The organism is Frankia torreyi (assembly GCF_000948395.1).
Lineage (GTDB): Bacteria > Actinomycetota > Actinomycetes > Frankiales > Frankiaceae > Frankia > Frankia torreyi.
Genome location: NZ_JYFN01000011.1, coordinates 58,625 through 84,877 on the forward strand (window position 1 = coordinate 58,625; position 26,253 = coordinate 84,877).

The 26,253-nt window shown below is 73.9% G+C and carries 17 protein-coding genes and 3 pseudogenes; 8 read left to right on the forward strand and 12 right to left on the reverse strand.

Annotation, left to right across the window (positions count from 1 at the left end; translation table 11 throughout):
- The first annotated feature begins 143 nt into the window (after positions 1-143).
- Positions 144-608: an Rv3235 family protein gene (locus tag FF36_RS40715; RefSeq protein WP_370657175.1), complete on the forward strand. Its 465-nt coding sequence runs from the start codon at positions 144-146 to the stop codon at positions 606-608.
- Between the two features lie 94 nt (positions 609-702).
- Here the strand turns inward: FF36_RS40715 and secA are convergent, their stop codons facing one another.
- Positions 703-3,663, reverse strand: coding sequence for a preprotein translocase subunit SecA (secA, locus tag FF36_RS09350; RefSeq protein ID WP_044884607.1), 2,961 nt, complete (start codon positions 3,661-3,663; stop codon positions 703-705).
- Between the two features lie 344 nt (positions 3,664-4,007).
- On the opposite strand from secA, the gene FF36_RS09355 reads away from it, so the two are divergent.
- Positions 4,008-4,577 (forward strand): GNAT family N-acetyltransferase, encoded by a 570-nt coding sequence (locus FF36_RS09355; RefSeq protein ID WP_044884608.1) that lies wholly within the window; start codon positions 4,008-4,010, stop codon positions 4,575-4,577.
- Positions 4,578-4,581: 4 nt separating this feature from the next.
- Here the strand turns inward: FF36_RS09355 and FF36_RS09360 are convergent, their stop codons facing one another.
- From FF36_RS09360 to FF36_RS09370, 3 genes are all read right to left on the reverse strand, one after another.
- Entirely contained in the window at positions 4,582-5,295 is a 714-nt protein-coding gene (locus tag FF36_RS09360; protein ID WP_044884609.1) for a response regulator, read from the reverse strand.
- A gap of 132 nt (positions 5,296-5,427) precedes the next feature.
- Positions 5,428-6,222, reverse strand: a complete 795-nt coding sequence (hpf, locus tag FF36_RS09365; RefSeq protein WP_044884610.1) for a ribosome hibernation-promoting factor, HPF/YfiA family — start codon at positions 6,220-6,222, stop codon at positions 5,428-5,430.
- A gap of 328 nt (positions 6,223-6,550) precedes the next feature.
- Entirely contained in the window at positions 6,551-7,360 is an 810-nt protein-coding gene (locus tag FF36_RS09370) for a ComF family protein (protein WP_044884611.1), read from the reverse strand.
- Positions 7,361-7,867: 507 nt separating this feature from the next.
- On the opposite strand from FF36_RS09370, the gene FF36_RS09375 reads away from it, so the two are divergent.
- The 5 genes from FF36_RS09375 (at position 7,868) to FF36_RS09395 (ending at position 13,737) form a co-directional block, all read left to right on the forward strand.
- Positions 7,868-8,950, forward strand: a complete 1,083-nt coding sequence (locus FF36_RS09375) for a hypothetical protein (RefSeq protein ID WP_044884612.1) — start codon at positions 7,868-7,870, stop codon at positions 8,948-8,950.
- Positions 8,947-9,708, forward strand: coding sequence for a DUF4129 domain-containing protein (locus FF36_RS09380; protein WP_044884613.1), 762 nt, complete (start codon positions 8,947-8,949; stop codon positions 9,706-9,708). Before FF36_RS09375 ends, FF36_RS09380 begins: the two co-directional genes overlap by 4 nt.
- Positions 9,705-10,619 (forward strand): DUF4350 domain-containing protein (locus FF36_RS37535; RefSeq protein WP_242422398.1); only part of this gene is annotated, 915 nt, incomplete at its 3' end. The genes FF36_RS09380 and FF36_RS37535, both read left to right, overlap by 4 nt.
- Positions 10,620-11,410: 791 nt before the next feature.
- Positions 11,411-12,436 (forward strand): AAA family ATPase, encoded by a 1,026-nt coding sequence (locus tag FF36_RS09390; protein WP_370657229.1) that lies wholly within the window; start codon positions 11,411-11,413, stop codon positions 12,434-12,436.
- Between the two features lie 5 nt (positions 12,437-12,441).
- On the forward strand, positions 12,442-13,737 hold the full coding sequence (locus tag FF36_RS09395) for a DUF58 domain-containing protein (protein ID WP_044884615.1): 1,296 nt from the start codon (positions 12,442-12,444) through the stop codon (positions 13,735-13,737).
- Here the strand turns inward: FF36_RS09395 and FF36_RS37540 are convergent.
- The 3 genes and pseudogenes from FF36_RS37540 to FF36_RS09405 form a co-directional block, all read right to left on the reverse strand.
- On the reverse strand, positions 13,709-13,885 hold the full coding sequence (locus FF36_RS37540) for a DUF5990 family protein (RefSeq protein ID WP_339325601.1): 177 nt from the start codon (positions 13,883-13,885) through the stop codon (positions 13,709-13,711). The two genes, FF36_RS09395 and FF36_RS37540, sit on opposite strands and share 29 nt — an antisense overlap.
- Before the next feature lie 114 nt (positions 13,886-13,999).
- Positions 14,000-14,401 (reverse strand): annotated as a pseudogene (locus tag FF36_RS09400) (nitroreductase family deazaflavin-dependent oxidoreductase); the annotation flags it as partial.
- 73 nt (positions 14,402-14,474) lie between these two features.
- Positions 14,475-15,614, reverse strand: coding sequence for an alkene reductase (locus FF36_RS09405; RefSeq protein ID WP_044884617.1), 1,140 nt, complete (start codon positions 15,612-15,614; stop codon positions 14,475-14,477).
- Positions 15,615-15,798: 184 nt separating this feature from the next.
- On the opposite strand from FF36_RS09405, the gene FF36_RS09410 reads away from it, so the two are divergent.
- Positions 15,799-16,179: a VOC family protein gene (locus FF36_RS09410; protein WP_044884618.1), complete on the forward strand. Its 381-nt coding sequence runs from the start codon at positions 15,799-15,801 to the stop codon at positions 16,177-16,179.
- A 131-nt stretch (positions 16,180-16,310) separates the two neighbouring features.
- On the opposite strand, the gene FF36_RS09415 is transcribed toward FF36_RS09410, so the two are convergent.
- From FF36_RS09415 to FF36_RS37550, 5 genes and pseudogenes are all read right to left on the reverse strand, one after another.
- Positions 16,311-16,790, reverse strand: a complete 480-nt coding sequence (locus FF36_RS09415; protein ID WP_044884619.1) for a PPOX class F420-dependent oxidoreductase — start codon at positions 16,788-16,790, stop codon at positions 16,311-16,313.
- Positions 16,791-16,861: 71 nt separating this feature from the next.
- The gene (locus FF36_RS09420; protein ID WP_044884620.1) at positions 16,862-17,872 is read right to left on the reverse strand and encodes a stage II sporulation protein M; all 1,011 of its coding nucleotides are present in this window, start codon (positions 17,870-17,872) and stop codon (positions 16,862-16,864) included.
- A 109-nt stretch (positions 17,873-17,981) separates the two neighbouring features.
- On the reverse strand, positions 17,982-24,698 hold the full coding sequence (locus FF36_RS09425; protein WP_063925278.1) for a type I polyketide synthase: 6,717 nt from the start codon (positions 24,696-24,698) through the stop codon (positions 17,982-17,984).
- A gap of 176 nt (positions 24,699-24,874) precedes the next feature.
- Positions 24,875-25,318 (reverse strand): annotated as a pseudogene (locus FF36_RS37545) (ketoacyl synthase); the annotation flags it as partial.
- A 1-nt stretch (position 25,319) separates the two neighbouring features.
- Positions 25,320-26,206, reverse strand: a pseudogene (locus FF36_RS37550) (beta-ketoacyl synthase N-terminal-like domain-containing protein); the annotation flags it as partial.
- Between the last annotated feature and the right edge of the window lie 47 nt (positions 26,207-26,253).

The window sequence follows — 26,253 nt, forward strand, 5'->3', positions numbered from 1 at the left end:
ACCGGTCAGGCCGGCCCGCGGCCGCTCCCGGCGGGGGCGGCCATCGCCGCGGCTCCAGCGGAGGCCGCGGCGGCGGACGTTCCGCCCCTCCCCCCGGAGGCCAGGCCCCCGACCGCCCGGACGCCGACCGCCCGGACACCGTCGTGGGCCGCCCGGACGCCGTCGTGGACCGCTCGCCCCGGCAGCTAACCGTGCCGGAGCAGGTGTTCACCGAGGCCGGCTCGACGCTGGGACCGGCCTCGAGCGATCTGCCCGCGACGGGACGCCGAGCGGCCCGCGGCCCGGCGGCCGGCCGACCGACCGCGCCCGCGCGGGAGGCCGCGGTGATCGTCGTCCGGGCCATCGTCGAGGCGCTCGGCGGCGTCCGTCCCGTGTCCCACCTCGCCGGTTGGACGACTCCCCGGCTTCAGAACGATCTCGAGCGCATCGCCGCGCAGCTCAGCGACCGCCGCCGCGGCCAGGTGCGCAGCGTGCGAGTGAGCGAGCCGCGGCCGGGCGTCGCCGAGGTGTCTGCGGTGATCAGCCGCGGCGCGCGGGCCGCAGCGCTGGCGTTGCGGATGGAGGCCACCGGCGGCCGATGGCGAGTCACGACTCTGCAGGTCGGCTGACCGATCGGTGCCCCGGCGCCAGCTTCTCGGCCGTCGGGCAGCGGGGTCACCCGCCGTCCGACGGCCGGGAGCGAAGGTGCGGGTAGCGCGTCCCTTACTCGACCTCGGCGTTGCGCCGCGCGGGATCGCCGTGGCACCGCTTGTATTTGCGACCCGAGCCGCACGGGCAGGGGGCGTTGCGAGCGGGGCGAGCACCCGCACCTGCCGCTGATCCGCCGGCGGGACCATGGGCGGCTTGGGCCGCACCGCCACCGACCGACGACTCGGCGCCCGAGTCCAGGATGGTCACCGGTCCGGCACCGCCATCGACCGACGGCGCGGTGTAGCGAAGCCCGCCGGTCGGGCGACGCGGCTCGAGACCCTTGACGAAGACAGGCGGCGCGGCAGGCGGCGCCAGTGCGGCCGGAACCTCCGGCGGAGTCCGGCGCGCGGCCGCCCGGTCGTCCTCGGCGTCCGGCAGGGCCACGGGCGCAACCGCGGCGGGCAGGGCGGCGGCTCCCGCGGGGGCCGCCGGGGCGACAGCGACGCTCTCCGCAGGCGCCGCCTCGGTCTCCTGACCGGCGATCTGGACCTCGACGTTGAACAGGAGGCGGACGGACTCCTCCTTGATGCCCTCCATCATCGTCTGGAACATGTCGAAACCCTCGCGCTGGTATTCGACCAGCGGGTCGCGCTGTCCCATCGCCCGCAGGCCGATGCCCTCCTGCAGGTAGTCCATCTCGTACAGGTGCTCGCGCCACTTGCGGTCCAGCACGGCGAGGACGACCCGCCGCTCCAGCTCGCGCATGATCGGCTCGTCATCGGCGCCTTCACCGAGGTCGAGTTCGCGGCGGTCGTACGCCTCCTGCGCGTCGGCCTGGACATCCTCCAGCAGGTGATCGGGGGTGAGCCCGTCGCGATCGTCGGTGTCGGGCGCCTCCACCCCGACCGGGTAGAGCTGGCCGAGCGCGGTCCACAGGGTGTCGAGATCCCACTCCTCGGGGTAGCCGTCGGCGGTGGCACCGCGCACGTACCCCTCGACGGTGTCGTCGACGAAATGCCGCACCTGCTCGTGCAGGTCGGCGCCGTCGAGGACCTTGCGGCGCTCCTCGTAGATGACGGTGCGCTGCTTGTTCATGACCTCGTCGTACTTGAGCACGTTCTTGCGGATCTCGAAGTTCTGGCCCTCGACCTGGGTCTGGGCCGACCGGATCGCCCGCGTCACGATCTTCGACTCGATCGGGACGTCCTCGGGGATGTTGAGGCGATCCATGATCCCCTCGACGGCAGCCGCGTTGAACAGCCGCATGAGGTCGTCGCCGAGGGAGAGGTAGAAGCGCGACTCGCCGTGGTCGCCCTGCCGGCCGGCGCGGCCGCGTAGCTGGTTGTCGATGCGCCGGGACTCGTGCCGCTCGGTGCCGAGCACGTACAGGCCGCCCGCCTCGACGACCTCCTCGTGCTCGGTCTTCACCGACTGACGGGCCTTCTCCAGCGCCTCCTGCCAGGCCGCCTCGTAGTCCTCGGGGGTCTCGATGGGCGACAGCCCGCGCTGGCGCAGCTCGGCCTGGGCGATGAACTCCGGGTTCCCGCCGAGCATGATGTCGGTACCGCGGCCGGCCATGTTCGTCGCCACCGTGACGGCGCCCTTGCGACCCGCCTCGGCGATGATGGTCGCCTCCCGCTCGTGGTGCTTGGCGTTGAGGACCTCGTGCGGCACGCCCCGCTTGGTGAGCTGCTTGGACAGGTACTCGGACTTCTCCACGCTCGTGGTGCCGACCAGGACCGGCTGGCCCTTCTCGTGCCGCTCGGCGATGTCCTCGACCACGGCGTCGAACTTCGCGATCTCGGTCTTGTAGACGACGTCCGGCTGGTCGTTGCGGATCATCGGCTTGTTCGTCGGGATCGGCACCACGCCGAGGGAGTAGATCTGGTGGAACTCGGCCGCCTCGGTCATGGCGGTACCGGTCATTCCGGAAAGCTTGTCGTAGAGCCGGAAGTAGTTCTGCAGGGTGATCGTCGCGAGGGTCTGGTTCTCCTGCTTGATCTCGACCTTTTCCTTGGCCTCGATCGCCTGGTGCATTCCCTCGCTGTAGCGCCGGCCGTGCAGCACCCGGCCGGTGAACTCGTCGACGATAAGGACCTCGCCGTCGGTGACGATGTAGTCCTTGTCCCGCTTGTAGAGCTCCTTGGCCTTCAGCGAGTTGTTCAGGTAGCCCACGAGCGGCGTGTTCACCGACTCGTAGAGATTCTCGATGCCGAGCTGATCCTCGACCTTCTCGACGCCGGACTCGGTGATGGCCACCGTCCGCTTGCCCTCTTCGACCTCGTAGTCGACGTCGCGCTCCAGCAGGGGGGCGATTCGGGCGAACTCCGTGTACCAGCGGGTCGGATGGTCCGCCGGGCCACTGATGATCAGCGGCGTGCGGGCCTCGTCGATGAGGATCGAGTCGACCTCGTCGACCACCGCGAAGTTGTGGCCGCGCTGGACCAGCTCGTCCGCGCTCCAGGCCATGTTGTCGCGCAGATAGTCGAATCCGAACTCGTTGTTCGTGCCGTAGGTGATGTCGCAGGCGTACTGGGCGCGACGGACCGGAGGCGGCATCTGCGGGTGGATCACCCCGACGGTGAGGCCGAGGAAACGGTGGACGCGTCCCATGTTCTCGGCGTCGCGCTGGGCGAGGTAGTCGTTGACCGTCACGATGTGCACGCCCTTGCCGGCCAGGGCGTTCAGGTAGGCGGGCAGGGTGGAGACCAGCGTCTTGCCCTCACCGGTCTTCATCTCGGCGATGTTGCCGAGATGAAGCGCCGCGCCGCCCATGATCTGCACGTCGAAGTGCCGCTGGCCGAGCGTGCGCCGGGCCGCCTCCCGGACGGCGGCGAATGCCTCGGGCAGCAGGTCGTCGAGGGACTCCTTGCCCTCCGCGACACGCTGACGGAACTCGTCGGTCATGCCGCGCAGCTCGCCGTCGGACAGCCCGGTGAAGTCGTCCTCGATCAGGTTCACCTGCTCGGCGATCGCCTTGAGCTTGCGCAGAATCCGGCCCTCGCCGGCACGCAAGATCTTGTCTAGAACCACGGGCGAAACTCCTCCGGCAGGCATGTCGGCGAGGCACCGACCACACGATGCTAGCCCCTGGACCGTCCCCCACAACATCCATCGGGACGCGGTTCCTCCGGCCGCGGTCGACGATGGGCTGTGGATGCGGGGACGAGGCGCCAACGCCCCTGGGCAGGGATTGCGCGGGCACAAACGACCAGGACAACTTGGGCGACGACGCGGGTACCCGCGATCCGTCACCCGTCCAACGACCGGGGGCGCCGCGAGGTGCCCGGGCGAGTGGACGACGGCACCGGCGCTGGGTCGCGGTCCGGTCGGAAATGAGGGGCGCGGCCCGGCGGTGAGCCGGTAGAAGAAGAGCCATGCCGTCTCTCGAACCGGTGGAGATCACCGCCGGCCGCCTCCATCTGCGCCCCTGGCGCCCCTACGACGTCGACGCCGTCCACCAGGCCTGCCAGGATCCGGAGATCTCCCGGTGGACGAGGCTGCCCGCTCCGTACGGGCGCCACCACGCCGAGGACTTCGTCACCCGGGAGGCACCCCAGACCTGGGCCGATGGGACCGGAGCCGCGTTCGCGGTGGTCGACGCGACGACCGAGCAGTTGCTGGCCTCGATCGCGCTGCTCCAGCTAACCGCCCCAAGCGGCGCCGAGATCGGCTACTGGTGTGCGGCGTCGGCACGCGGCCAGGGCGTGATGTCACAGGCGGTGGCGACGCTGACCAGGTGGGCCTTCGGGGCACTGGGACTGGCCCGGATCGAATGGCGGGCCGCGGTGGGCAACGTCGCCTCCCTCCGGGTGGCCGAGAAAACCGGATACACCTTGGAGGGAACCCTGCGACGGGCCCTGGTGGTGGGCGACGGACGGCGGGTCGACTGCTGGGTGGGCTCGCGGCTCCCGGACGACCCGCCCCCGCCCGGGGACCCGCGGTGATGACTCAGGTGATTTCGAGCAGCTTCTCCCGGACCGCGTAGACCACCGCCTCCATCCTGGAATGCAACTGCAGCTTCTCCAGAATATTTCGGATGTGGTTTTTCACGGTGTTTTCGCTGATATAGAGCTGCTTGGCGATATCGCGGTTGTTCATGCCCTTGGCAACGAGGCGAAGCACCTCCATCTCCCGGTCGGTGAGCCGGGGGGTGGGGAGCTGCGGCCGGTCGTCCTTGTTCTTGATCATCGCCGCGAACTCGCTGAGCAGCTTCGACGCCATCGAAGGGCTGATCAGACTCTGGCCGCCGTAGACGGCGCGAATGTCGGCCGCGACCTCGTCGATGGAGATCTCCTTGAGCAGGTAGCCCATGGCCCCCGCCTTGATCGCGTCGTAGAGGTCGGCCTCCTCGTCACTGATCGTCAACATGACGATCTTCGCGCTCGGCACCGCCTCCTTGATGGCGCTCGTGGCGTCGATCCCGCCGCGGCGCGGCATCCGCACGTCCATGAGCACGATGTCGGGAGCCATCTCCTTCGCCATCGTCACGGCTTCGGACCCGTCCGCGGCCTCCCCGACGACCTCGATGTCGACCTCCTGGCCCAGCACCATCTCCAACCCGCGCCGGAACAGTGCGTGGTCGTCGACGATGAGCACCCGGATGGGGTTCGCCTCCGATGGCGTCGGCAGCACATCCTCAGAGCGCTGCTCCTCCACCGTCATCTGACCTCCTTAGGACCATTTTCACCCGGGCCACTCCACCCCGCGCGACTGCGCGCGGGGTGGAGTGCCGTGCACTCCGACACCCGAGGCAAATGGTCCCACGTCAGCCGGTGGGCGTGACCTGCAGATCGTCTAAAGAGCGGCCGAGTTCGCGAACGCGCCGCGATCCGGCGCGGATCGGTCCACGTCACGGTGCGCGTCCAGCGATGCGGCGGCCGCCGCCCCGGCCGGACCCGAGAGCCTGATCACGCCGTAGTCGTACCCGACGCGGCGGTAGACCACGCTGGGCAGGCCGAGGTCGACGTCCAGGAACAGGTAGAAGTCGTGGCCGACCAGCTCCATGTTGGACAGGGCGTCCTCGAGTGTCATCGGGTCGGCCTCGTGCGTCTTCTCCCGCACGACCAGCGGTTCCTGCTCCTCCGCCGCGCCCCGGCCAGTCGGGCTGTGGGCCGCGGCGAGCGAGTCGGCGGGGGCGGCGACGACCGGGCGCGCCGAGTTTCCCCCGGACGGTGCCGCCTCGGCGGCGGGATGCAGGTCGGCCGGTCGGGTGCCCTCCAGCGGCATCAGGCTCTCCAGTGGCACGGAGGTGATGCCGGACTGCTTGGCACCGGCGTGGTTGGCGTGGTGACGGACCCGCCGGTCGGCGGCCCGGCGCAGGCGCTCGGCGAGCTTGCTGGTGGCCAGGTCGAGGGCGGCGTAGCAGTCGGCGGCGGCGGCCTCGGCCCGGATCACCGGGCCCCGCGAGTACACGGTGAGCTCAACCCGGTCGCAGACGTCGGACTGCCGGGGGTTGTGTTCCTTCGACAGCTCGACGTCGACGCTGATGATGTTGGAGTCCAGCCGCTCCAACTTGGCGAGCTTGGCCTCGACATGATTGCGGAACCGTTCCGGAACCGCGGTGTGCCTGCCCTTGACCACGATGTCCACGCGATCCACCTCCCGTTCGCCAATCCCGGCGACGCGACCTGCGCCGGGGGCCGGCCGTGCGCCGGTATGTTGTGGCGCCCCCCGGGATCCGTCCGGCCTCGGGCCGAGACGATCCACGGACGCCCTGTCCACGGTTGTCGCACCTTCCCGTCGTGCCGTTTGCGGTTGGTCGCCCGCGTTCGCCTCCTTCCCCGCAGCGGCGGGCCTACTCCGCCCATCGGCCCAGCATCCGCACGACGCATGCGCTACGCCCGACAGGCCTCAGGGCCCGCCGCCGCCCGTTCGTTCGCCCCTTGCGGACAGACACGGACGGTGCGTACCGGCAGTTTCACCCCGGCGGGCCGTGGATCGCGGGTAGGGCGGCTCTTCCGCGCGTCGGATCGGTGACGGCGACCACGGCGACGGCGGTGGTCCGCACCGAGGCGGCCCGCAGCGCCCGCACCGCCTCCCCCACCGTCGCCCCCGTCGTCAGCACGTCGTCGACGACGATGACCCGCGCGCCCGCCGGCAACGCCGCACGCCGGGCCGCGCGCGCCGGATTCGCCAGCTCGAAGGCGCCGGCGAGGTTCGCCGCCCGCGCCGCGGCACCCAGCCCGGCCTGATCGGCGAGCCGGCGCATCGGCCGCAGCACGGGCGCGATGCGCACCCGGTGACCGTGCCGGCGCAGCACGGTGGCCGCTGCGGAGCACAGCAGTGCCAGATGATCGAAGCCGCGCCGACGACGTGCCGCCGCGGTCGAGGGCACCGGCACGAGCACGCACGCAGGCGCGGGGGCCGACGTGCGGGACGTCCCGGTGGGCGCGCCCAGGGCTGCGGGCAACGCCCGCGCGATCGCGCCGGCCAGTGCGGCACCCAGCGGCCGGGCGGCGTCCACTCGGCCGCGCTCCTTGTAGGCCAGCAGAAGCGACCGGACCCGGCCGCCGTAGCGAGCCGCCGCCAGGCACGGCGGCAGCCCTCGCCGCCGCGGGGTGGCCATGGGACCCGCGGCGGCGAGGAAGGCTGGACCGCGCAGCTCCGCAGCGCACGCCGGGCACACCGCCGCCCCCCGACCGCCGCAGCCGGCGCACGACAGCGGCACGATCAGGTCGGCGAGGATCGCCAGGTTCCGGATGAGCAGGGGCAGCAAGGCGCGGGCCATAGGAGGAAGGATCACCATCCGCCGATGCGTCCGCCAGCCCCCGCGGGCGATCTGTGGACAACGCACCCCGCGCAGTCCGACCGGCTGTGAATATCCACGGACCCCTCCGGGGCCGGTGCCCGCAGGGAGCGGGCGGGAGAGAAGCGGGCCGGGGGAGGTCGTCGCACGGCACCCGGGCGCCGTCTGAGACGATCGTTGCCGGGCGGATCATCTCCGTGCAGCGGACGGTGCGCAGTGCGGACGGTGCGCAGTGCAGCCGACCGGGAGCACGTCCGGGCGGGCGATCCCGGCCATGACCGGCGATATCCGCGCGCCGGCCTCGGCACACCCCCGTCCCAGGGCACAGAATCCTGACAACGGGGACGGCCCCGCGCGGCGCCCCGCCGCCGGACAGACCCCTGACCGCGAAAGCCTGGAGCCACGTCGCCTCATGAGCAACCGCGAGACGTGAGCAACCGTGGGACCTGAGCAGACGTGGGACCTGAGCAGACGAGTGGAGACACACCCATGACCGACGGACCCGGCTGGGCCGCGCCCGGCACATCGTCGCCTCCGGGCGACGGTTCCGCCGGGCCGTCGTGGGGCGCGCCGCTACCCCACGACGGGTGGGGGCGCCCCGACCAACCCGCCGGTCAACCGCCGGTGCCCGTCGACGCGCCCCCGCCGGGCGGACCGCCCGGCTGGCACGGGCCTCCCCAGGGCGGACCGCCCGGGCGCTATGGGCCCCCACCCGGTCCGCCAGGGCCGTGGCGCTGGGGCGCGGCGGCACCGAAGCCGGGGATCATCCCACTGCGTCCGCTGGCCCTCGGCGAAATCCTGGACGGCACCTTCGCCACGATCCGGGCGAATCCGGGCGCGACGATCGGAGTCACCGTCGCGTCCGCGACCGTCGTCGAGACGATCTCCACGGTGGTGGCGATCACCACGGAGAACGCCTCGACCGCCGTGTCGGCGCTGGGCATCATCGCGTCCTTCGCGCTCGACCTCATCCTCGGGCTGTTCCTGTCCGGCGTGCTCAGCGTGGTCGTGAGCGAGGCGACGCTGGGTAGTCGCATCGGGCCGACCGAGGCCGTCCGACGGGTCGCCCCACGCCTCGGCGGCCTGTTCGCCCTCACGGTCATCGTCACGGTGGCGGTGGCACTCGGGCTGGTCGCCCTGCTGGTCGGCGCGGTCGTCGTGGGCGTCTATCTGGGGCTGGCGACGCCCGCGTACGTCCTCGAGGGCGGCGGCGTCCGCCAGGCCCTGCGACGCTCGGTGGCGATCGTGCGCGGCTCCTGGTGGCGCAGCCTCGGCATCCTGCTTCTCTCGACGCTCGTCGCGTTCATGCTCAGCGCGATCCTCACCGCCGTCACCGTGGTGATCCTGGAGTCGTCGGACGTGTTCGGCGACTTCCTGAACGGCGATCTCACGGTCACCGGCCACATCGTCCAGGGGATCGGCGAGCTGCTGGCCACGACGATCTCCACGCCGATCGTCTCCGGCACCGTCGTGCTGCTGTACATCGACCTACGGATCCGGCGGGAGGGGTTGGACGTCACCCTCGCCGAGGCCGCCCGGGCCCGCGCGGCCGGGATGGGGACGCCCGGATGACCCTGGGCGGTCCGGTCACCCGCGACGGCGCCCGGCAGGAGGCGCACCGCGAGCTGTCGGACGGCATCTACGGCAACAGCCGGCCGCACTGGTGGAACCGGCTGCTGAGCTGGATCGGCGACCGGATCGCGGACCTGTTCGACTGGATCCTCCCGCACAGCGGGTCGGGCGGCGGTTCACGCGGTCTCGGGGTCCTCGCGCTGGTGGTGGTGCTCGTCGTCGGGGCGGTCGCGCTGCGGTGGTGGCTGGGGCCGGTCCGGCGGACCGCGCGGGCCCGGCAGGCGGCCGCGGACGACCTGTCCAGCCCGCTGACCGCCGCGCAGTTGCGGGCCGAGGCCGACCGGCACGCAGCCAGCGAGGACTACGCGCGGGCGGTGCGCTCCCGGCTACGGGCGATCGTGCGGATGCTCGAGGAAAAGGGTGTGCTCGACCCGCGCCCCGGACGCACCGCCGGGGAGCTCGTCGCCGAGGTCGCCCGGATCGCCCCGGCCGCCGACCGCGGGCCGGCCGGCCCGCCCGCCACCGTCCCCGGCACGCCCAGCACCGACCATGACCCGGCCGGCGCCGGCCCGGCCGGGGGCGGGCGAGCTGCCCTGGCCGCCGCCGTGGAGGTCTTCAGCGAGATCTGGTACGGCGGCCGCCCGGCCACCGCCGCCGGCTACCAGATGCTCGTCGACGCGGACGCCGCGCTGTCGCGGCTGCGAAGCGGCGCCGGCGGGCGGGACGGCGCGGCGGCCAGCCTCGCGGTGCCGGCATGACGGCCAGCGGCACCCTGGCGCCGGGGGGCACCAGCCCGGGGGGCGCCTCGCCCAGCGCTGTACGCAGCGGGCCCCGCCCGCCGGCGGTGCGCCGCGGGATCCTCGTGACGGCCGTCGTCGGCACCATCGTGCTCGGCTTCCTCGTGATCACCGCCCTGGCCACCCGCCCGGCCGGACGGCCGGCGCTGGATGTGGCCTCGCCCAAGTCCGACGGAACCCGCGCCCTGGCCCAGATCCTGCGCGCCCGCGGCGTGGTGGTGTCCGCCGCCGACGCCGTGCCCGCGGGTTCGGCCGGCCGGCAGGACACGCTCGTCGTCGTCCGCCCCGGACGGCTGACCCACGACGCGCTCACCGACCTGCTCGGCCGCGTCTGGCGAGGCTCCGACGTCGTGCTGGTGGCGCCGGGTGACGCCGTACTCGACGCGCTCGACGTTGGCATCGTCACGGCCGACCGGCAGCCGGCCGGCGACGAGTCCGACCCGCGGTGCGCGCTGCCCGAGGCGGCGGTGGCGGGCAGCGTCACGATCGGCGCGGGCCGGGCCTTCACCCCCGCCGACGGCGCCGATCTCGGCGACATGCGTCCGACGCTCTGCTACGGCGACCCGCCCGACGCGGCCGAGCTCGCGGTCCTCAACCCCGGCCGGACCAAAGCCGCGCCGGCGGCCGGGCGGCTGGTGCTGCTCGGCTCCGCGGACTTCCTCACCAACGGTGAGCTGGACCGTTCGGGCAACGCGGCGCTCGCGCTCGGCCTGCTCGCCCGGCATCCCACGCTGTCCTGGATCACCCCGGCCGCGGACGCCACCGGCGGGGTCGGTACCCGCAGCGTCGCCGAGCTGCTGCCCGCCGGGTTCCGGTGGGCGTGCCTGCAGGCCCTCGTCGTACTGGTGCTGCTCGCGTTGTGGCGGGGGNGGNGGCTGGGACCGCCGGTACCCGAGCCGCTGCCCGTGATCGTGCGGGCCGCGGAGACCGTGGAGGGTCGCGGCCGGCTCTACGCCGCCGCGCACGCCCGCGACCGGGCGGCCGACGCGCTGCGGGCCGGCACCCGGGTTCGACTGGCGGAACGCACGGGGCTGCCCGTGCTGGCCGGACCGGGCGGGACACCCGGACCCGATCCCGTAGCCCTCGTGGCCTCCGTCAGCGAACGCACCGGGCGGTCACCCTCGGAAATCGGATCGCTCCTGTACGGTTCGGGCATGCCGCCGCAGACCACCGGCGCGCCCAGCCCACTCGGGCGGGCCCGGGACCGCTACCAGTCGCGTCATCTCCCGCCGGACGCCGCCTCGCCGGGGGCGCCGACGGCGGCGGGCGATGGGCCCGGTGCCCGGCGCGGCACCGGACGGCCGGGTGATCGGGACGCCGCGCTGCTCGCGCTGGCCCGAGCGCTCGACGAACTCGACCGACAGATAGGTGGACGGTGACCTCTCCGAACATCGACGCGGAGCCGACCGCCGCGGGACCGGCCCGGCCCGCGGCGCCGACCCCGGACCCACCCGCCAGGTCCGGGCAGCCCGCTCCGGCCACGCAGGCCGTTTCGGGAACTCCCGGCAAGCACGTCGGCCCCGCAGCCGACGTACCACCGGCCCGGGATGACGCGCAGGCCGAGGAGACTCTCCGCCGGCCAGGCGCCGCATCGACGCATCAGATTCCGCCGGCCCCGCCAGCACCGTCCGCCCCGCCAGCGCCGTCCGCCCCGCCGGCGCCGGTGGCCCCGCCGGCGCCGGTGGCCCCGCCGGCGCCGGTGGCCGCCCGGCCGGGCGGGTGGCCCGCACCGCCCGACGCCGACGCCGCGCGCCGGGCGCTGATCGCGTTGCGCGGCGAGGTCGCCAAGGCCGTGATCGGCCAGGACGCCGCCGTCAGCGGGCTGGTGGTCGCCCTGCTCTGCCGCGGGCACGCGCTGCTCGAAGGCGTGCCGGGCGTGGCGAAGACCCTGCTCGTGCGCACCCTGGCGACCGCGCTGTCGCTGGACACCAAGCGGCTGCAGTTCACCCCGGATCTGATGCCGGGTGACGTCACCGGCTCGCTCGTCTACGACAACCGCAGCTCCGCGTTCACCTTCCGCGAGGGTCCGGTCTTCACGAACCTGCTGCTTGCCGACGAGATCAACCGGACGCCACCGAAGACCCAGGCGGCCCTGCTGGAGGTGATGGAGGAGCGGCAGGTCAGCGTGGAGGGAACGCCCCGGCCGCTGCCCACTCCGTTCGCCGTCCTGGCGACCCAGAACCCCATCGAGCACGAGGGCACCTACCCGCTGCCCGAGGCGCAGCTCGACCGGTTCCTGGTCAAGGTGACGCTGCCGCTGCCGCCACGCGACGACGAGATCCGGGTGCTGGCCCACCACGCCGGCGGCTTCGACCCGACGGACCTGGCCGCAGCCGGAGTGCGGCCGGTCGCGGGCCCGGCGGAGCTGGCCGCGGCGCGCGCGGCGGTGCTCGCCGTCGCGGTGCACCCGGAGGTGCTGGCGTACATCGTCGACCTGGCGCGGGCGACCCGGGTGGCGCCGAGTGTGCAGCTCGGGGTGTCGCCGCGCGGGGCCACCGCGCTGCTGGCGACCACGCGGGCCTGGGCGTGGCTGTCGGGACGCGGCTACGCGACCCCCGACGACGTCAAGGCCCTGGCCCGGGCCACGCTGCGCCACCGGATCAGCCTGCGGCCCGAGGCCGAACTCGACGGAGTGACCGCGGACGTCGTGCTGGAACAGGTGCTGGCCACCGTCCCGGTGCCCCGGTAGGGCCGGTGGCGATCACCGGGCGCGCCGTCGCGCTGGCCCTGTTCGGGGCGCTGGTCGTCCTGCTCTCCCCCGCGCCCGGCCTGACGATGCTGGTCGTCGACGTGGTGATCGTGGCGCTCGTCGGGGTCGACCTGACGCTGGCCGGCGGGGTCCGCACGCTGGAGTTCACCCGGTCGGGGCCGACGGCCGCCCGGCTGGGCCAGCCCGTCCCCCTCGTACTCGGGATCGCCAACGGCGGTGGCCGGCCGGTGCGGGCCCGGGTCCGCGACGCCTGGCCACCGTCCGCGGGCGCCCGGCCGCGGGAGCACCGGGTGGTCGTCCCCGCCGGGGAACGGCGCTTCCTGGAGACGACGCTGTATCCGACGCGGCGCGGCGACCGGGAGCCGTTCCGGATCACGGTGCGTTCCGTCGGTCCGCTCGGCCTCGCCGGCCGGCAGGGCCGCCACCAGTCTCCGTGGCGGGTCCGGGTGCTGCCGCCGTTCACGTCGCGCCGGCACCTGCCCGCGGCGCTGGCCCGGCTGCGGGAGGTCGAGGGCGAGGTCGCGATCCGCGGGGCCGGCGCCGGCTCGGAGTTCGACAGCCTGCGCGACTATGTGATCGGCGACGACGTCCGCCTAATCGACTGGCGGGGCACCGCCCGACGCGGAGCGGTGGTGGTCCGGACCTTCCGGCCGGAGCGGGACCGGCGGGTGGTCTGCGTGCTCGACACCGGGCGGACCTCCGCCGGGCGGGTCGGCGACGTCCCCAGGCTGGACCATGCGCTCGACGCCGCGCTGCTGCTCACCGCGGTCGCGCTGCGGGCCGGCGACCGGGTCGGTCTCGTCGCGCACGACAGCGTGCCCCGGGTGACGCTGCCCGGTTCGCACGACCACGCGTACCTGGCCCGGATGACCGACGCCATGGCCCGGCTGGAACCGGCCATCGTCGAGGCGGACCACGCCGGGATGATCTCGACGGTGCTGCGGGAGACCTCGCGCCGATCCCTGGTCGTGCTGTTCACCGAGCTGGCGCCGGCCGTGATCGAGGAGGGGCTGCTACCGGCACTGGGGACGTTGACCGCGCGGCACTCCGTTCTGGTTGCGGCGCTGCGCGACCCTCGCGTCGACGAGCTCGCCGCCGGCCGTGGCGACGTCCGCGCCGTATACGCCGCCGCAGCGGCCGAACAGACGCTGATGCGCCGCCGCGAGCTCACCGAGACGCTGCGCCGCCGCGGCGTCGAGGTCGTCGACGCGCCGCCCGCCGGCTACGCCGCGGCCGTCACCGACACCTACCTCACCCTGAAGTCCCTCGGTCGGCTCTGAACCCTGAAGTCCCTCGGTCGGCTCTGAACCCTGAAGTCCCTCGGTCGGCTCTGACCGCCGACCAGGTGATCGCCGGCGGCCGGACCTCCGCGCACAGCGGCTGGCCGCGGGCGTCGGTCAGGTCAAGCAGGCCGGTCAGGTCAAGCAGGCCGTCCCCCGCCCGGCCGCCTGCCGGGGCTCGGCGGCACGGCGCCTCTCCGCGAGCGGTCTCGTGCCGCCGCGTTCGTCGCGGCGGGCGCCGTCAGGNCGCGGGGNCGGGGGNCAGCGCGACGACGGGGATCTTCCGGCCGGCCTTCGCCTCGTACTCGGCGAAAGCCGGGTAGGTCGCGGCATGCCGGGCGTAGATGGCGTCACGTTCGGCGCCGGTGACCTCGTCGACACGCACGGCCAGGGTCCGGGCGTCAATCTCGATCTTCGCCTCGGGGTGCGCCTTCAGGTTGTGGTACCAGGCCGGATCTTTGGGTGCCCCGGCGTACGAGGCGAACACCAGGTACCGATCGCCGTCCTCGGCGTACACCAACGGGTTGATCCGCGGAGTGCCGCTGCGGGCCCCGGTGGTGTGCAGCAGCAGGATCGGAGTTCCCGCGAACTGACCACCGGGGTGCCCCCCGGTGGCCCGGAAGTCGGCGATGATCCGGGCGTTGAAATCGTCGGTGTCTGCCATGGGTGGGCGCTCCCCTCGTCAAACCGCCTGGTCGGGTCCGGACGGTATACGAATTTCCGACATCCGTTGTGGCTCAGGCAGGCAGGTCCGCGGCGGTTGACTGCTGGGCGGGCACGGCGGGAGCGCCGGGAGCGCCGATCCCCACCGGGAGAAGCGTCGGGTAGTCCAGGTAGCCACGGTCGTCGCCGCCGTAGAAGGTCGCTCGGTCGCCCGGGTTGAACGGTCCGCCGGCCGCGAGCCGGGCCGGCAGGTCCGGGTTGGCGAGGAAGGCAGCCCCGAAGCTGAGCAGATCGGTGGTGCCGTCCTCGACAAGGGGAAGGTCCGCGAGCCCGGTCGGCTGGTCACCCGTGGCCGGGTTGAGGATCAGCGTGCCGCCGAAGCGGCGGCGCAGCTCCACGGTCAGCGACCGCTCGGCGTTCTCGGCGATGTGCAGGTAGGCCAGTCCGAGCGGGCGCACCGCGTCCACCAGCGCGGTGTACGTGGCGGGCACGTCGTCGACGACGATGTCGTTGAAGCTGCCGCCGGGCGAGATCCGCAGCCCCACCCGGTTCGCGCCGATCGCCTCGACCACGGCCCGGGTGACCTCGACGGCGAACCGGATCCGGCCGGCGACCGAGCCGCCCCAGCCATCGGTGCGGCGGTTGGCGTTCGTGGCCAGGAACTGGTTGATGAGGTAACCGTTCGCGCCGTGCACCTCGACGCCGTCGAAGCCGGCGGCGATGGCGTTGCTGGCCGCCTCGGCGAACTCCGCGATGATCTCGGAAATCTGCTCCTCGGTCAGTTCGGCCGGGGTCTCGAAGTCCGCCATGCCCGTGGCGCTGAACGTCTGGCCGGCGGGACGGACCGCGGACGGGGCGAGTGGGATCGCGCCCGCGGGCAGCAGGCTCGGGTGGCTGATCCGCCCGGCGTGCATGAGCTGGACGAAGATCACTCCGCCGGCGTCGTGCACTGCGGCGGTGACCGCCCGCCATGCCTGGACCTGCTCGGCGCTGTGCAGGCCGGGGGTGTTCGGGTAGCCCTGGCCGACGGCGGAGGGCTGGACGCCCTCGGTGATGATCAGGCCGGCGCCGGCCCGCTGGGCGTAGTAGGTCGCCATCGACGGCGTCGGGGTGGCGCCGGGACCGAAGGCCCGGTTGCGGGTCATCGGCGCCATCGCGACGCGGTTCGCCAGGTGCAGGCCGGCCAGGTCGATCGGGTCGAAGGCGGTGGTCATCGGACTCCCTCTCGTCACCGTCACGCCCCCGCCGAGCGCGGTCGCGGACTACCCAGTCCGAACCTCACGCCCGCCGACGACTCTTCCCGGTGGCATCGAGTGTGAGCCGCGCCACCCGGACAGGACGGTGGTCACGGCGTCGGATCGTGACCGAACTGTCGGAGGGCGGCGCTAGCATGCAGCCATGCTTGATCACATAGGTGTCCAGGCGGCCGACGTCGAGGCATCGCTCGCCTTCTACCTGCGTACCTTCGCGGCCATCGGCATCCGCGAGGCGAAACGCTTCCCAGCCGGCGATTCCGTGGTGGTCGGTCTGTCCGGGCCGGACGGGATGGCGTCGTTCTGGCTCAGTCCCGCGGCCGACGCCGAGACCCGGGAGCTGCACGTGGCCTTCCGCGCCCCGGACCGGGCCGCCGTCGACGCGGTGCACGAGGCCGCGGTGCGCGACGGCGTCGAGGTGCTGCACGCGCCGCGCGTCTGGCCCGAGTACCACCCCACCTACTACGGCGTCTTCCTGCGCGATCCCGACGGCCACAACGTCGAGGCCGTCCATCACGGGTTCTAGGAGACCGCCGGGTCGTCCTCGGCGGCGTGGGCCACTTTCCCCACCGCGAGGCCACGGCGGCGGTGACGAACCTGGTCGCCGGCCATCTCCAGGCGGCGAACGGCCGAGCGCGAGCCCGCGGCCCGGGCTAGCTAGCCCTCGTCGGCCGGGGCGAGCAGGCGGGCGGGGAAGCCGCCGCGGCTGATCGGCCCCCACCGGTCGATCCGCAGCCGGAGCAGCACCTTCTCCTGACGGCGCATGGCCTCGCGGTACTCGTCCCAGTCGGGGTGCTCGCCGCTGATGCAGCGGAAGTACTCCACCAGCTCCTCGACCGCGGCGGGTTGGTCGACCACGGTGATCGTGCCGTCGACCTGGACCCACTCGCCGTTGAACTCGTCGGACAGCACGCACATCGACGCCCGCGGGTCGCGGCGCGCGTTGCGGGTCTTTGCCCGCTCCGGGTAGGTCGACACGACGATGTCGCCGGCGGTGTCGACGCCCATCGTCACCGGGGAGAGCTGCGGGGCGCCGTCGCGGCGGGTGGTGACGAGGATGCCGCGGTGGCGGGGGCGGACGAAGTCGAGCAGGCCCACGCGGTCGACGCTGACATCCCTGGCTGCGGTCGGACTCATCCCGGCAGCCTATTGCCGTCCGGGCGACGCAGTGCGCCGGGGAAAGCGTGGTGGAGTCGGCGGGGGCGGGTTCAGGCCACGGGGGCCAGGTCGGCGGCGCCGTGGGCGGCGTCGAGGTCGGCCGTCTGACCGGCCGCCGCCGCGCGCGAACCGTAGCTCCAGGCGTAGGCGACGAAGCCGGCCCAGGCCAGCGCGCCGATCCCGATCCGCACCGCCGTCGGCAGCCCGGAGGGCGTCACGAACGCCTCGATGACGCCGGAGACCGCCAGGGCGACCGCGGCGCCGAGCGTGATCGTCACCGCGGCCCGTCCCTCGGCGGCCAGTGCCTCGACGCGGCGCCGTGGGCCCGGCGCGATGATCGACCAGCCCAGGCGCAGGCCCACCGCCCCCGCCAGGAACACGACCGTGAGCTCCAGCATGCCGTGCGGGAGGATCAGGCTCCAGAACTGGCCGCTCTGCCCGCAGCTCGTCATGTACCCGCCGACCACCCCGGTGTTCACCGCGTTCATCAGCAGCACCAGCAGGGTCGGCAGGCCGAGCAGCGCGCCGGCGGCGACCGCCGTCGCCGAGACCCAGGCGTTGTTCGTCCAGACCTGGCTGGCGAACGAGGGAGCCGGGTTCTCCGTGTAGTACGACGCGAAGTCGGAGCGACACAGCTTGGCGACCGCGCTCGGCGGGGCCAGGTTGGCCTGCGCCTCGGCGTCGTTGGCGATCCAGAGCCCGACGGCCAGCGCGACGAGCACCGAGCCGAGCGCGGTGGCGAGCACCCAGCGGCGGCGTTCGTAGACGGCCAGCGGGAAGGTCACGGCGAAGAACCGGCCGACGACGTGCCACCCGGGGTCGGGCGCCCCGCCCACCGCCGCGCGGGCACGGGTCACCAGGGTGGTGAGGTCGTCGACGAGGCTGGTGTCGTAGGAACGGGTACGAATCACCGACAGGTGGGTCGCGGCCCGCTGGTAGAGCTCGACCAGCTCGTCGAGCTCGTCGGCGCTCATCCGGCGCGGCCGGCCGGCCCGGTCGACGAGCCGGCCGAGCCGGATCCACTCCGGGCGGTGCACGGCGACGAACGCATCGAGATCCATGGCGGTCCCATCCTCGCAGACGGGTGGTGACGCCGGGACTTCCCGCCGCCACCACCCGTGGCACCACCCGTGGCACCGGCCGGGGACCGGCCGGGGCACCGCCGTCCCGTCAGGACCCGTCGCCGCCGTCGAGGGCCAGGTCGGCGAAGTCCGCGAGGCCGGTGGCGAGGGCCGTGATCGTCGGGTACTTCCAGATGAAGTTGCCGGGCAGAGTGATGCCGAGCGCGGGTTCCAGCCGGGAGCGCAGCTCGAGGGCGAGCAGCGAGTCGAAGCCGAACGAGCGCAGCGGCGTGTCCGGATCGAGCGTGCTCTGGCTCAGCCGCAGCACCACCCGCAGATGCTCGCCCAGGTACTCCTCGAACAGCGTCCGCCGGGGCACCCCCGCCGCCACGGCCCGCAGTCTCGCCCGGATGTCGGTCGGACCGTCGTGTTCGGCCTCCTGCGCACCATCGGCCCGGAGGATGGCCCGGAACACCGACAGCGGACGACCGGCCGGCGGTATCCAGGCGGTCGGGTCGCCGGGCAGCAGGCCGGCGTGCCGGCGGCCGAGCGCGAGGACCGTCTCCAGGGCGTACAGGCCGTCGCGGGTCGGGATGGTCTCGTAACCCCGCGCCCCGAAGATCTCCCCGCCGCCGATCTCGCCCCAGACCCCCCAGTTGATCGAGATGGTCGGCAGCCCCTGCGCGCTGCGCCAGTCGGCGAAACCGTCGAGCCAGGAGTTCGCCGAGGCGTAGGCGCCCTGGCCGGGGATGCCCAGCAGCGACGAGATCGACGAGTAGAGCACGAACCAGTCCAGCGGACGGCCCTCGGTCGCCGCGTGCAGGCGGGCGGCACCGAGCACCTTGGGATGCCAGACGCCGTGCAACTGCTCGGCGGTGATGGTGGTCAGCGCCGCGTCCTGGAGCACCATCGCCGAGTGCACGACGCCGCGCAGGGTGACGTCGTCGGCGGTGGCGGCGGCGACGAGCCGCTCGGCGACCCCCGCCTCGGCGGCGTCGCCGAGGACCACCCGGACGTCGGTGCCCTGGGCGGCGAGCTCGGTGAGCCGCTTGTCGATCTCCGGGCTCGGCGCCGACCGGCCGTTGAGCACCACGCGGCCGGCCCGGCGAGCGGTCAGCCAGGCGGCGGTCGCCAGGCCCACCCCGCCGAGACCCCCCGTGATGATGTACGCCGCGCCGGGCCGTACCGGGGACGGGGCGCCGCCGGGCCGGATCGCCACGGCCTGCCCGTCGTCCGGGACGGTCAACACGATCTTGCCGATGTGGCGGGCGCCGGCCATGAACCGGAACGCCTCGGCGGCCGAGGCGAGCGGGAAGCTCTGCACGGGCAGCGGAACGAGGTCGCCGGCGGCGAAGGCGGCGGAGAGCTCGCGGAGCAGGGCCACCACCCGGTGCCGCTGCTCGCGGCACAGTTCGATCGCGTTGACGCTGGCCAGCGTGATGCTGTTGCGGAACGGCAGCAGGCCGAGAGGGTTGTCGGCGAGGATGTCGCGCAGCCCGAGCTCGACGAACCGGCCAAACGGCGCCAGGGTGTCCAGCCCCGCGCGGATCGCCGGGCCCGGCAGGGAGTTCAGCACGACGTCGACGCCCCGGCCCCCCGTCGCCGCGCGCGCCTGCGCGGCGAAGTCCAGCGAGCGGGAGTCCATGACGTGGCGCACGCCGATGCCGCGCAGGTAGGCCCGCTTCTCCGGGGTGCCGGCGGTGGCGAGGACCTCGGCGCCGAGCAGCCAGGCGACGGCGATCGCGGCGAGCCCGGTCCCGCCGGTGCCCGAGTGGATGAGGACCGACTCGCCCGCGCGCAGGTCGGCGACCTCCCGCAGGGCGTACCAGGCGGTCGCGAAGGCGACCGGGATGCCGGCTGCCGCCACCGCGTCCACCCCGGCGGGGATCGGCATGGTCAGGTCGGCGTCGGTGGTCAGGAAGGAGCCGAACGCCCCGCCGCCGAGCAGGTCCACCGCGATGACCTCGTCCCCGGGGCGCGGGACGGTGACGCCCGGGCCGACTGCGGTGACAACGCCGGCGCACTCGAACCCGATCGGCGTCGGCGGCAGCACCCCGAGGGCCAGCAGCACGTCGCGGAAGTTCACCCCGGCGGCGCGCACCCGCACCTCCACCTGCCCGGGGCCCGGCCGGCGCCGCTCGGCGACGGCGATGTGCAGGTCGTCGAGGTCACCGGATTCGGGGGTGCGCAGCGCGAAGCCGTCGCGGCCGTAGCGCACCGACTGGTGGGCGGCGTCGTGCCGTTCGGCGGCCGTCACCGGCGTCGGCACCACGCGGGCGACGAACCGGATCCCGCTGCGCAGGGCGATCTCGTCGTCGGCGGCGACGGGGCCGGGGGTGCCGGGCGGGGCGAGCGCGTCGGCGGCGAACAGCTCGTCGGCGAGATCGTCGGCGTCGGCGGCGAACGACGGGCCGCGCCCGGCGCCTGCACCACCGGAACCAGTACCGCCGGAACCAGTACCGCCGGGAGCGGCGATGGCACCGGCCCCCGCGGGCAGGACTCCGGCCGGGTCGGCGTCGAGGTGGACCATGCGGAACTCGGGGTGCTCATGGGCGAGCACCCGCAGCAGGCCGCGCACCCCGCCCCGGTGGGGGTCGGGCACGGTGGCGGGCGTCAGGGCCCGCGCGCCGCGGGTGACGGTGAACAGCCGTGGCGCGGCGCCCGACAGCCCGGCGAGGGTCTGCACCACCGTCAGCAACGCCCGGACGGCCCGTTCGGCGACCACCGGGGACAGCGCCAGCGCGTCGGGTACGTCGGGTACGTCGGGTACGTCGGAGTCCGCGGCCGGTCCGTCGAGGACGACGACGACCCGCTCCGGCCGGCCCGCGGTGGTCCACGCCTGCCCGGTGCCGCGGGCCCACCGCTGGGTGTCGTCGGCGGCGTCGGGCAGCAGCCCGAACTCGGCGGCCGCCCCGGCGACGACCAACGCGGCGGCGAGGTCGCGCCCGGAGCCGGTGGGGTCGCCGAGCACGAGCCAGCGGCCCGGCCGGCCGGGCCCATCGGCCGGCGGGCGCGGGGCCGGCTGCCAGGCCAACCCGTACAGCCAGCCGTCGATCCGCGCGGCGAGTTCCGTCGGCGCGGAGCCCGCGGCGGCGGAGTCGGCCGTGCTGTGGTGGAGGTAGCGCATCCCGTCGAGGGCGGCGACGGGTGTGCCGGCGGCGTCGAGCAGGCGGACGTGCCCGATGGGGTTGCCGACGTCGCCCCCGTCCGGGTACTCCATCCAGCCGTGGACGTACCGCACGGTCGCGGTGTCCCCGAACACCCGGATCTCGTCGATGCCGGCGGGCAGGACCAGACCCTGCTCGGTCGCGGCCGGCAGGCTGACGACGAGCGCCTGGGCGCAGGCGTCGATGAGCACGGGATGGATGGGCAGCTCCTGCACGCCGGCGGCGGCGATCGGCGGGACGGTCACGGTCGCCCAGACTCCGCGGTTGTCCACCCCCGCGTGCAGGTCGGTGATGGCGGCGAAGGCGGGTCCATGATCGATTCCGCGGCGGCGCAGGTTGCGGTAGACCTCGTCCGGTCCGACGCGGCGGGGGTGCGCGACGGCGAGGTCGAGCAACGTCGCGCCCCCGTCCGACGCGGGCCGGGTGGTCCGCCGCAGCACGCCGGACATGCGCCGGCTCCAGCCGTTCTCCGTGCCGTCGCTGCGGGCGAAGATCTCGATCAGGGTCCGGTCCGGGTCCTGGGGTGTCGCGGTCATCAGCGCGTCGGTGTGATCGTCGAGGTCGAGCAGTTCCTCGAACGCGGTCTCGGTCAGGACGACCTCCCCCGACCCGGCGCCGGGGAACACCTCCGCCGCGGCGCTGAGCGCGAAGGCGCAGTACGCGGCACCGGGCAGCACCGCCCGGCCGTGCACCCGGTGGTCGGCGAGCCACCCGACGGCCGCGGTGCCGACGTCGGAACGCCACAGGTGCCGCACCGGGCCGCTCGGCACCTCGGAGTGCGAGCCCGGCAGTGGTGGTGTGCCCGCGCCGCCGGGGGTCGCCGCGAGGGTCCGCGGGCCGGGAAGGGGGGCGTCGATCCAGTGGCGGCGGCGGTCGAACACCAACGGCGGGACGTCGACGATCACTCCGTCGGGGTAGAGCACCGACCAGTCGACGGGCACGCCAGCGCAGTGAGCCGCCGCGAGCGCGATCCGGAACTCCTGCTGACCGTCGCCGTCCCGGTGCAGCGTCGGCAGCACCACCGGGGTGCGGCTGCCACCGGTCAGGCTGTCGGCGATCGGGCGGGCCACCACCGGGTTCGGGGAGATCTCGAGGAAGACGCGGTGTCCGTCGGCGGCGGCCGCGGCAACGGCGTCGGTGAACCGGACGGTGCGACGCAGGTTCGCGCACCAGTACGCGGCGTCGAAGGCGGGCACCGTACGCGGGGAGTCCTCGACCGTGCCGTAGAAGCCGATCTCGGGTCGGCCCGGGTCGAGCTCGACGAGCTGCCTGGCGAGCTCGCCGAGCAGCGGGTCGACCTGCGGCGAGTGGGAGGCGACGTCGACCGCGACCGGGCGGGCCGGGATGCCGCGGGCGGTCCAGTGCGCGACGAGCTCGTCGATCCGGACGGCGGCTCCGGCGACGACCGTCGAGCCCGGCGCGGCCAGCACGGCCACCGAGACCTCCCGGTCGGCGCCGGTCGCGGCGAGATCGGCCTCCACCGCCCGCCGGTCGAGCCCGACGGTGGCCATCGCGCCGGCCCCGGCGATGCGGGTGAGCAGCCGCGACCGGCGGCAGATCACCCGGGCGCCGTCGGCGACGCTCAGCGCGCCTGCGACGACGGCCGCCGCGACCTCCCCCATGGAGTGCCCGATCACGGCGGCGGGCCGCACGCCGTGCGCCCGCCACAGCGCCGCCAGCCCGAGCTGCACGGCGAACAGCACCGGCTGGATGCGGTCGCAGCCCGCCAGCTCCTCGCCGGCCCGCAACGCGTCGAGGACCGACAACCCCGTCTCCGCCAGGATCAGCGGGTCGACCTCGGCGATGGCCGCGGCGAATGCCGGCTCCACGACCAGCAGGTCGCGGCCCATGCCGGCCCACTGCGACCCCTGCCCGGAGAACACCCAGACCGTGTCCCGCGGCACGCCGGCGCTGGCGGTGCCCGTCACCACGTTCGGCGCGGGGCGACCGGCGGCGAACGCGCGCAGGCCCGCGACCAGCTCCTCCCGAGAGGTGGCGACCACCCCGAGCCGGCCGCGTCCCGTCGCGCGCCGACGGGCCAGCGTGTAGGCGACGTCGCGCACCGCGCCGGCAACCGGGTCGGCGCCGGCAGCCAACCAGTCGGCGAGGCGGGTGGCGGCGGCCGGCAACACCTCGGCCGAGCCGGCCGGGACGACGACGACGTCCGGGCCGCCCGGCCCCGACGCGACGCGGGCCGCCCCCGGGTCGGTGGCGGACAGCGAGTCGGTGGCGGACAGCGGGTTGGTGGCGGACAGCGGGTCGGTGGCGGACAGCGAGTCGGTGGCGGACAGCGGGTCGATGGCGGACGGCGGCGCCTGCGCGACGACGACGTGCGCGTTGGTGCCGGAGAATCCGAAGGAGGACACGGCCGCGACCCGACCCGTGTCCCGCACGGGCCACTCGACCAGGTCGGTGGGCATGAAGAACCGGGACTCGACGCTCGCGATCGCCGGGTTCCACTCGTGGAAGTGCAGGTTCGCCGGGATCTGTGCATGCTGCAGGCAGAGCACGACCTTGATCAGGCTGGCGACGCCCGAGGCGGGCTCGAGATGGCCGAGGTTCGTCTTCACCGATCCCAGGGCGCAACGCTGGGTTCCCGCGCCGTAGGCCCGCGACAGGGCCCTGAACTCGATCGGGTCGCCGACCGTCGTCCCGGTGCCGTGCGCCTCGACCAGGCCGACGTCCGCCGGGTCGACGCCGGCCCGGCGCAGCGCGGCCTTCGCCACGGCGTACTGCGCCTGCTCGGAGGGGACACTCAGCCCGTCGGTGCGGCCGTCCTGGTTCACCGCCGTGCCGCGGATCACCGCGAGCACCCGGTCGCCGTCGCGCCTGGCGTCGGCGAGGCGCTTGAGCACGACCAGGCCGGCGCCCTCGCCGCGGCCGAAGCCGTCGGCGGCGGCGTCGAAGGCGTGGCAGCGACTCGTCGGCGACAGCATGCTCATCCGGACCATCGACTTCGACGCCCGGGGAGAGAGCATCATGGCCACGCCCCCGGCGATCGCGACGTCGCACTCGCCGCCCGCCAGGCTGCGGCAGGCCAGGTGCACGCCGACGAGCGAGGAGGAGCAGGCCGTGTCCACCGTCAGGCACGGCCCGTGCAGGCCCAGCAGGTAGGCGATGCGGCCGCTGGCCACGCACGGCCCGTTGACGAGCAGCGACCCCTCCAGCTCCTCGGGCCGCCCGACGAGCCGCTCGGCGTAGTCAGAGCCGTTGAGCCCGATGAACACGCCGGTGGAGGTGCCGGCGAGCCGATCCGCCGGCAGGCCGGCGTGGTCGAACGCCTCCCAGGCCACCTCCAGCAGCAGCCGGTGCTGCGGGTCGAGCACGTCGGCCTCCCGCTGGGAGACGCCGAAGAAGTCCGCGTCGAAGCCGGCGATGTCGTCCAGGTAGCCGGCCTGGCGCGGCACCGACCGGCCGAGCGCCGTCAGGGTCGGGTCGAGGTACTCCTCGGCCACCCAGCGACCGGGCGGTGGCTCGCGGATGGCGTCGCGCCGGGCGACCAGCAGCTCCCACAAAGACGCCGGGGAGTCCACTCCCCCGGGCAACCGGCAGCCCATCCCGATCACCGCGATGCCGTCCTCGGCCGCACCGACCGCGGACGCCGGCTGCTCACCGGGCCGGGTGGCCACGTCAACACTCTGAACGGGTGCCTCGCTCATGACGGGTGCAGTTCCTTTCTTGACGGCTCTTGACGGCACATCCCGGCCTCGGGCGGCACACAGACATGGCGAAATCAGCGGAGCCGCGCCGGGCCCGTCGGGCCCGGCCACGATGGGCGGGGAGACGGGAGGGAACGGGAAGCACGGGGAGGGAACGGGAAATCAGGAAAGGGACGTCAGGTCGCGTCCGGAGAGCCCAGCAGGATCACGGCCTTGAGGCCGCCGATCTGGTAGGTGAAGCTGAGCGCGTAGTCGAAGTCGAGCGGACGCGGGCTCGTCCCCGGGATCGGGTCGAAGCTGAGGTCCGCCGCCGGCCGCTCGCAGCCGGCGGTGGGACACACCTCGCCCCTGGCGATCATCAGGGTCGTCAGGGCCGCGCCCAGCGCACCGGCCGGCGCGCCGCTGTGGCCGAAGCACGCCTCCTGGGAGCTGAGCAGCACCGCCGGCACCCTCGGCCCGTACAGCTCCCGTACGGCGTTGACCTCGATGTTCGTCACGTTGGGGTCACCGTCGCTGCCCCCGTTGATGTAGGGGATCTGGTCGATGCTCCACCGCTCGCCCAGGCAGCGCCGGACCCCGGTCACCAGAGCCGTTCCGGTGATGTCCACCGACAGCGGGCTNAACAGTCCGTCGCGGGTCGTGGCCTGCGCGAGCAGCCGCCCATGGGGACGGGCGCCGCGGCGTTCGGCATGGGCCCGGCTCTCCAGCACCACCGTCGCCGACCCCTCGCCGAACCCGACGCCGCCCGCCCGCTCGTCGTATGGGTGCATGGGGTGGTCGGTGGAGGGAAGCTGGTCCGGGACGAACCCAGGGGCGCCCGCCGGGCCGCCCCGCTCGGCGGCGAGGAAGATCCCCTGCCCTCGGCGGGCGAGATCCGCGTTGCCGGAGTCGACGCCGGTGACGACCGCCACCTCCACCTCACCGCTCTGGATCATGCGCAGCGCGTTCCCGAGCTGGATCGTCGAGGACGAACAGCCGCAGGTGACCGAGAAGCTCGGCCCGCGGGTGCGGGCGAGGGACGCCTGCAGCAGCGCGACGTCGTACGGGGTGACCCCGAGCTGGGTCTGGATGAAAATCCCGACGGCGGCGGCCGGGGTGAGTTCCTCGGGGCGCGTATCGATCAGATCCCGGTAGACGCGGACGTTGTCGTCGACGCTGCCGCGGCCGGTGAGGATGGCCGCCTCGGTGAGGTCGCCGGCGCGGAAGTCCAGCCCGCCGTCCTCGCATGCCTGGACGAACGAGACCAGTCCGAGCCGGTGCGATCGGGTGAGCTGCTGGCGGTAGAGCGCCGGGATGTCGGGCAGCCGGTCGTCGAACATCTCCTCGGTGAGCGCGACGGAGCCGTAGTGGATGTCACCCTGCGGCAGGCAGGAAACACCTTTCGACGCCACCGCCCAGACGTCGTCCGCGGTGAGGCAGGGGCGTTCGAGACCGGGCAGGCAGAATCCCATCCCGGTCAGCAACACGTCTCGTTCCCTGGGCGCGGCGACAGGGCGATCACTGGCCATCGCGGTCACTCCAAGTGGTCAGGTCGGCAAGACGGGTGGTCCGGTCG

Excerpts from the sequence above, each read along its gene's own strand:
- FF36_RS09415 (WP_044884619.1), bottom strand. The coding sequence starts at position 16,790 with ATGAGTCCGACCGCAGCCAGGGATGTCAGCGTCGACCGCGTGGGCCTG.
- FF36_RS09425 (WP_063925278.1), bottom strand. The coding sequence starts at position 24,698 with ATGAGCGAGGCACCCGTTCAGAGTGTTGACGTGGCCACCCGGCCCGGT.
- FF36_RS09360 (WP_044884609.1), bottom strand. The coding sequence starts at position 5,295 with ATGACGGTGGAGGAGCAGCGCTCTGAGGATGTGCTGCCGACGCCATCG.
- FF36_RS09405 (WP_044884617.1), bottom strand. The coding sequence starts at position 15,614 with ATGACCACCGCCTTCGACCCGATCGACCTGGCCGGCCTGCACCTGGCG.
- FF36_RS09375 (WP_044884612.1), top strand. The coding sequence starts at position 7,868 with ATGACCGACGGACCCGGCTGGGCCGCGCCCGGCACATCGTCGCCTCCG.
- FF36_RS09420 (WP_044884620.1), bottom strand. The coding sequence starts at position 17,872 with ATGGATCTCGATGCGTTCGTCGCCGTGCACCGCCCGGAGTGGATCCGG.
- FF36_RS09380 (WP_044884613.1), top strand. The coding sequence starts at position 8,947 with ATGACCCTGGGCGGTCCGGTCACCCGCGACGGCGCCCGGCAGGAGGCG.
- FF36_RS09355 (WP_044884608.1), top strand. The coding sequence starts at position 4,008 with ATGCCGTCTCTCGAACCGGTGGAGATCACCGCCGGCCGCCTCCATCTG.
- FF36_RS09410 (WP_044884618.1), top strand. The coding sequence starts at position 15,799 with ATGCTTGATCACATAGGTGTCCAGGCGGCCGACGTCGAGGCATCGCTC.
- FF36_RS09370 (WP_044884611.1), bottom strand. The coding sequence starts at position 7,360 with ATGGCCCGCGCCTTGCTGCCCCTGCTCATCCGGAACCTGGCGATCCTC.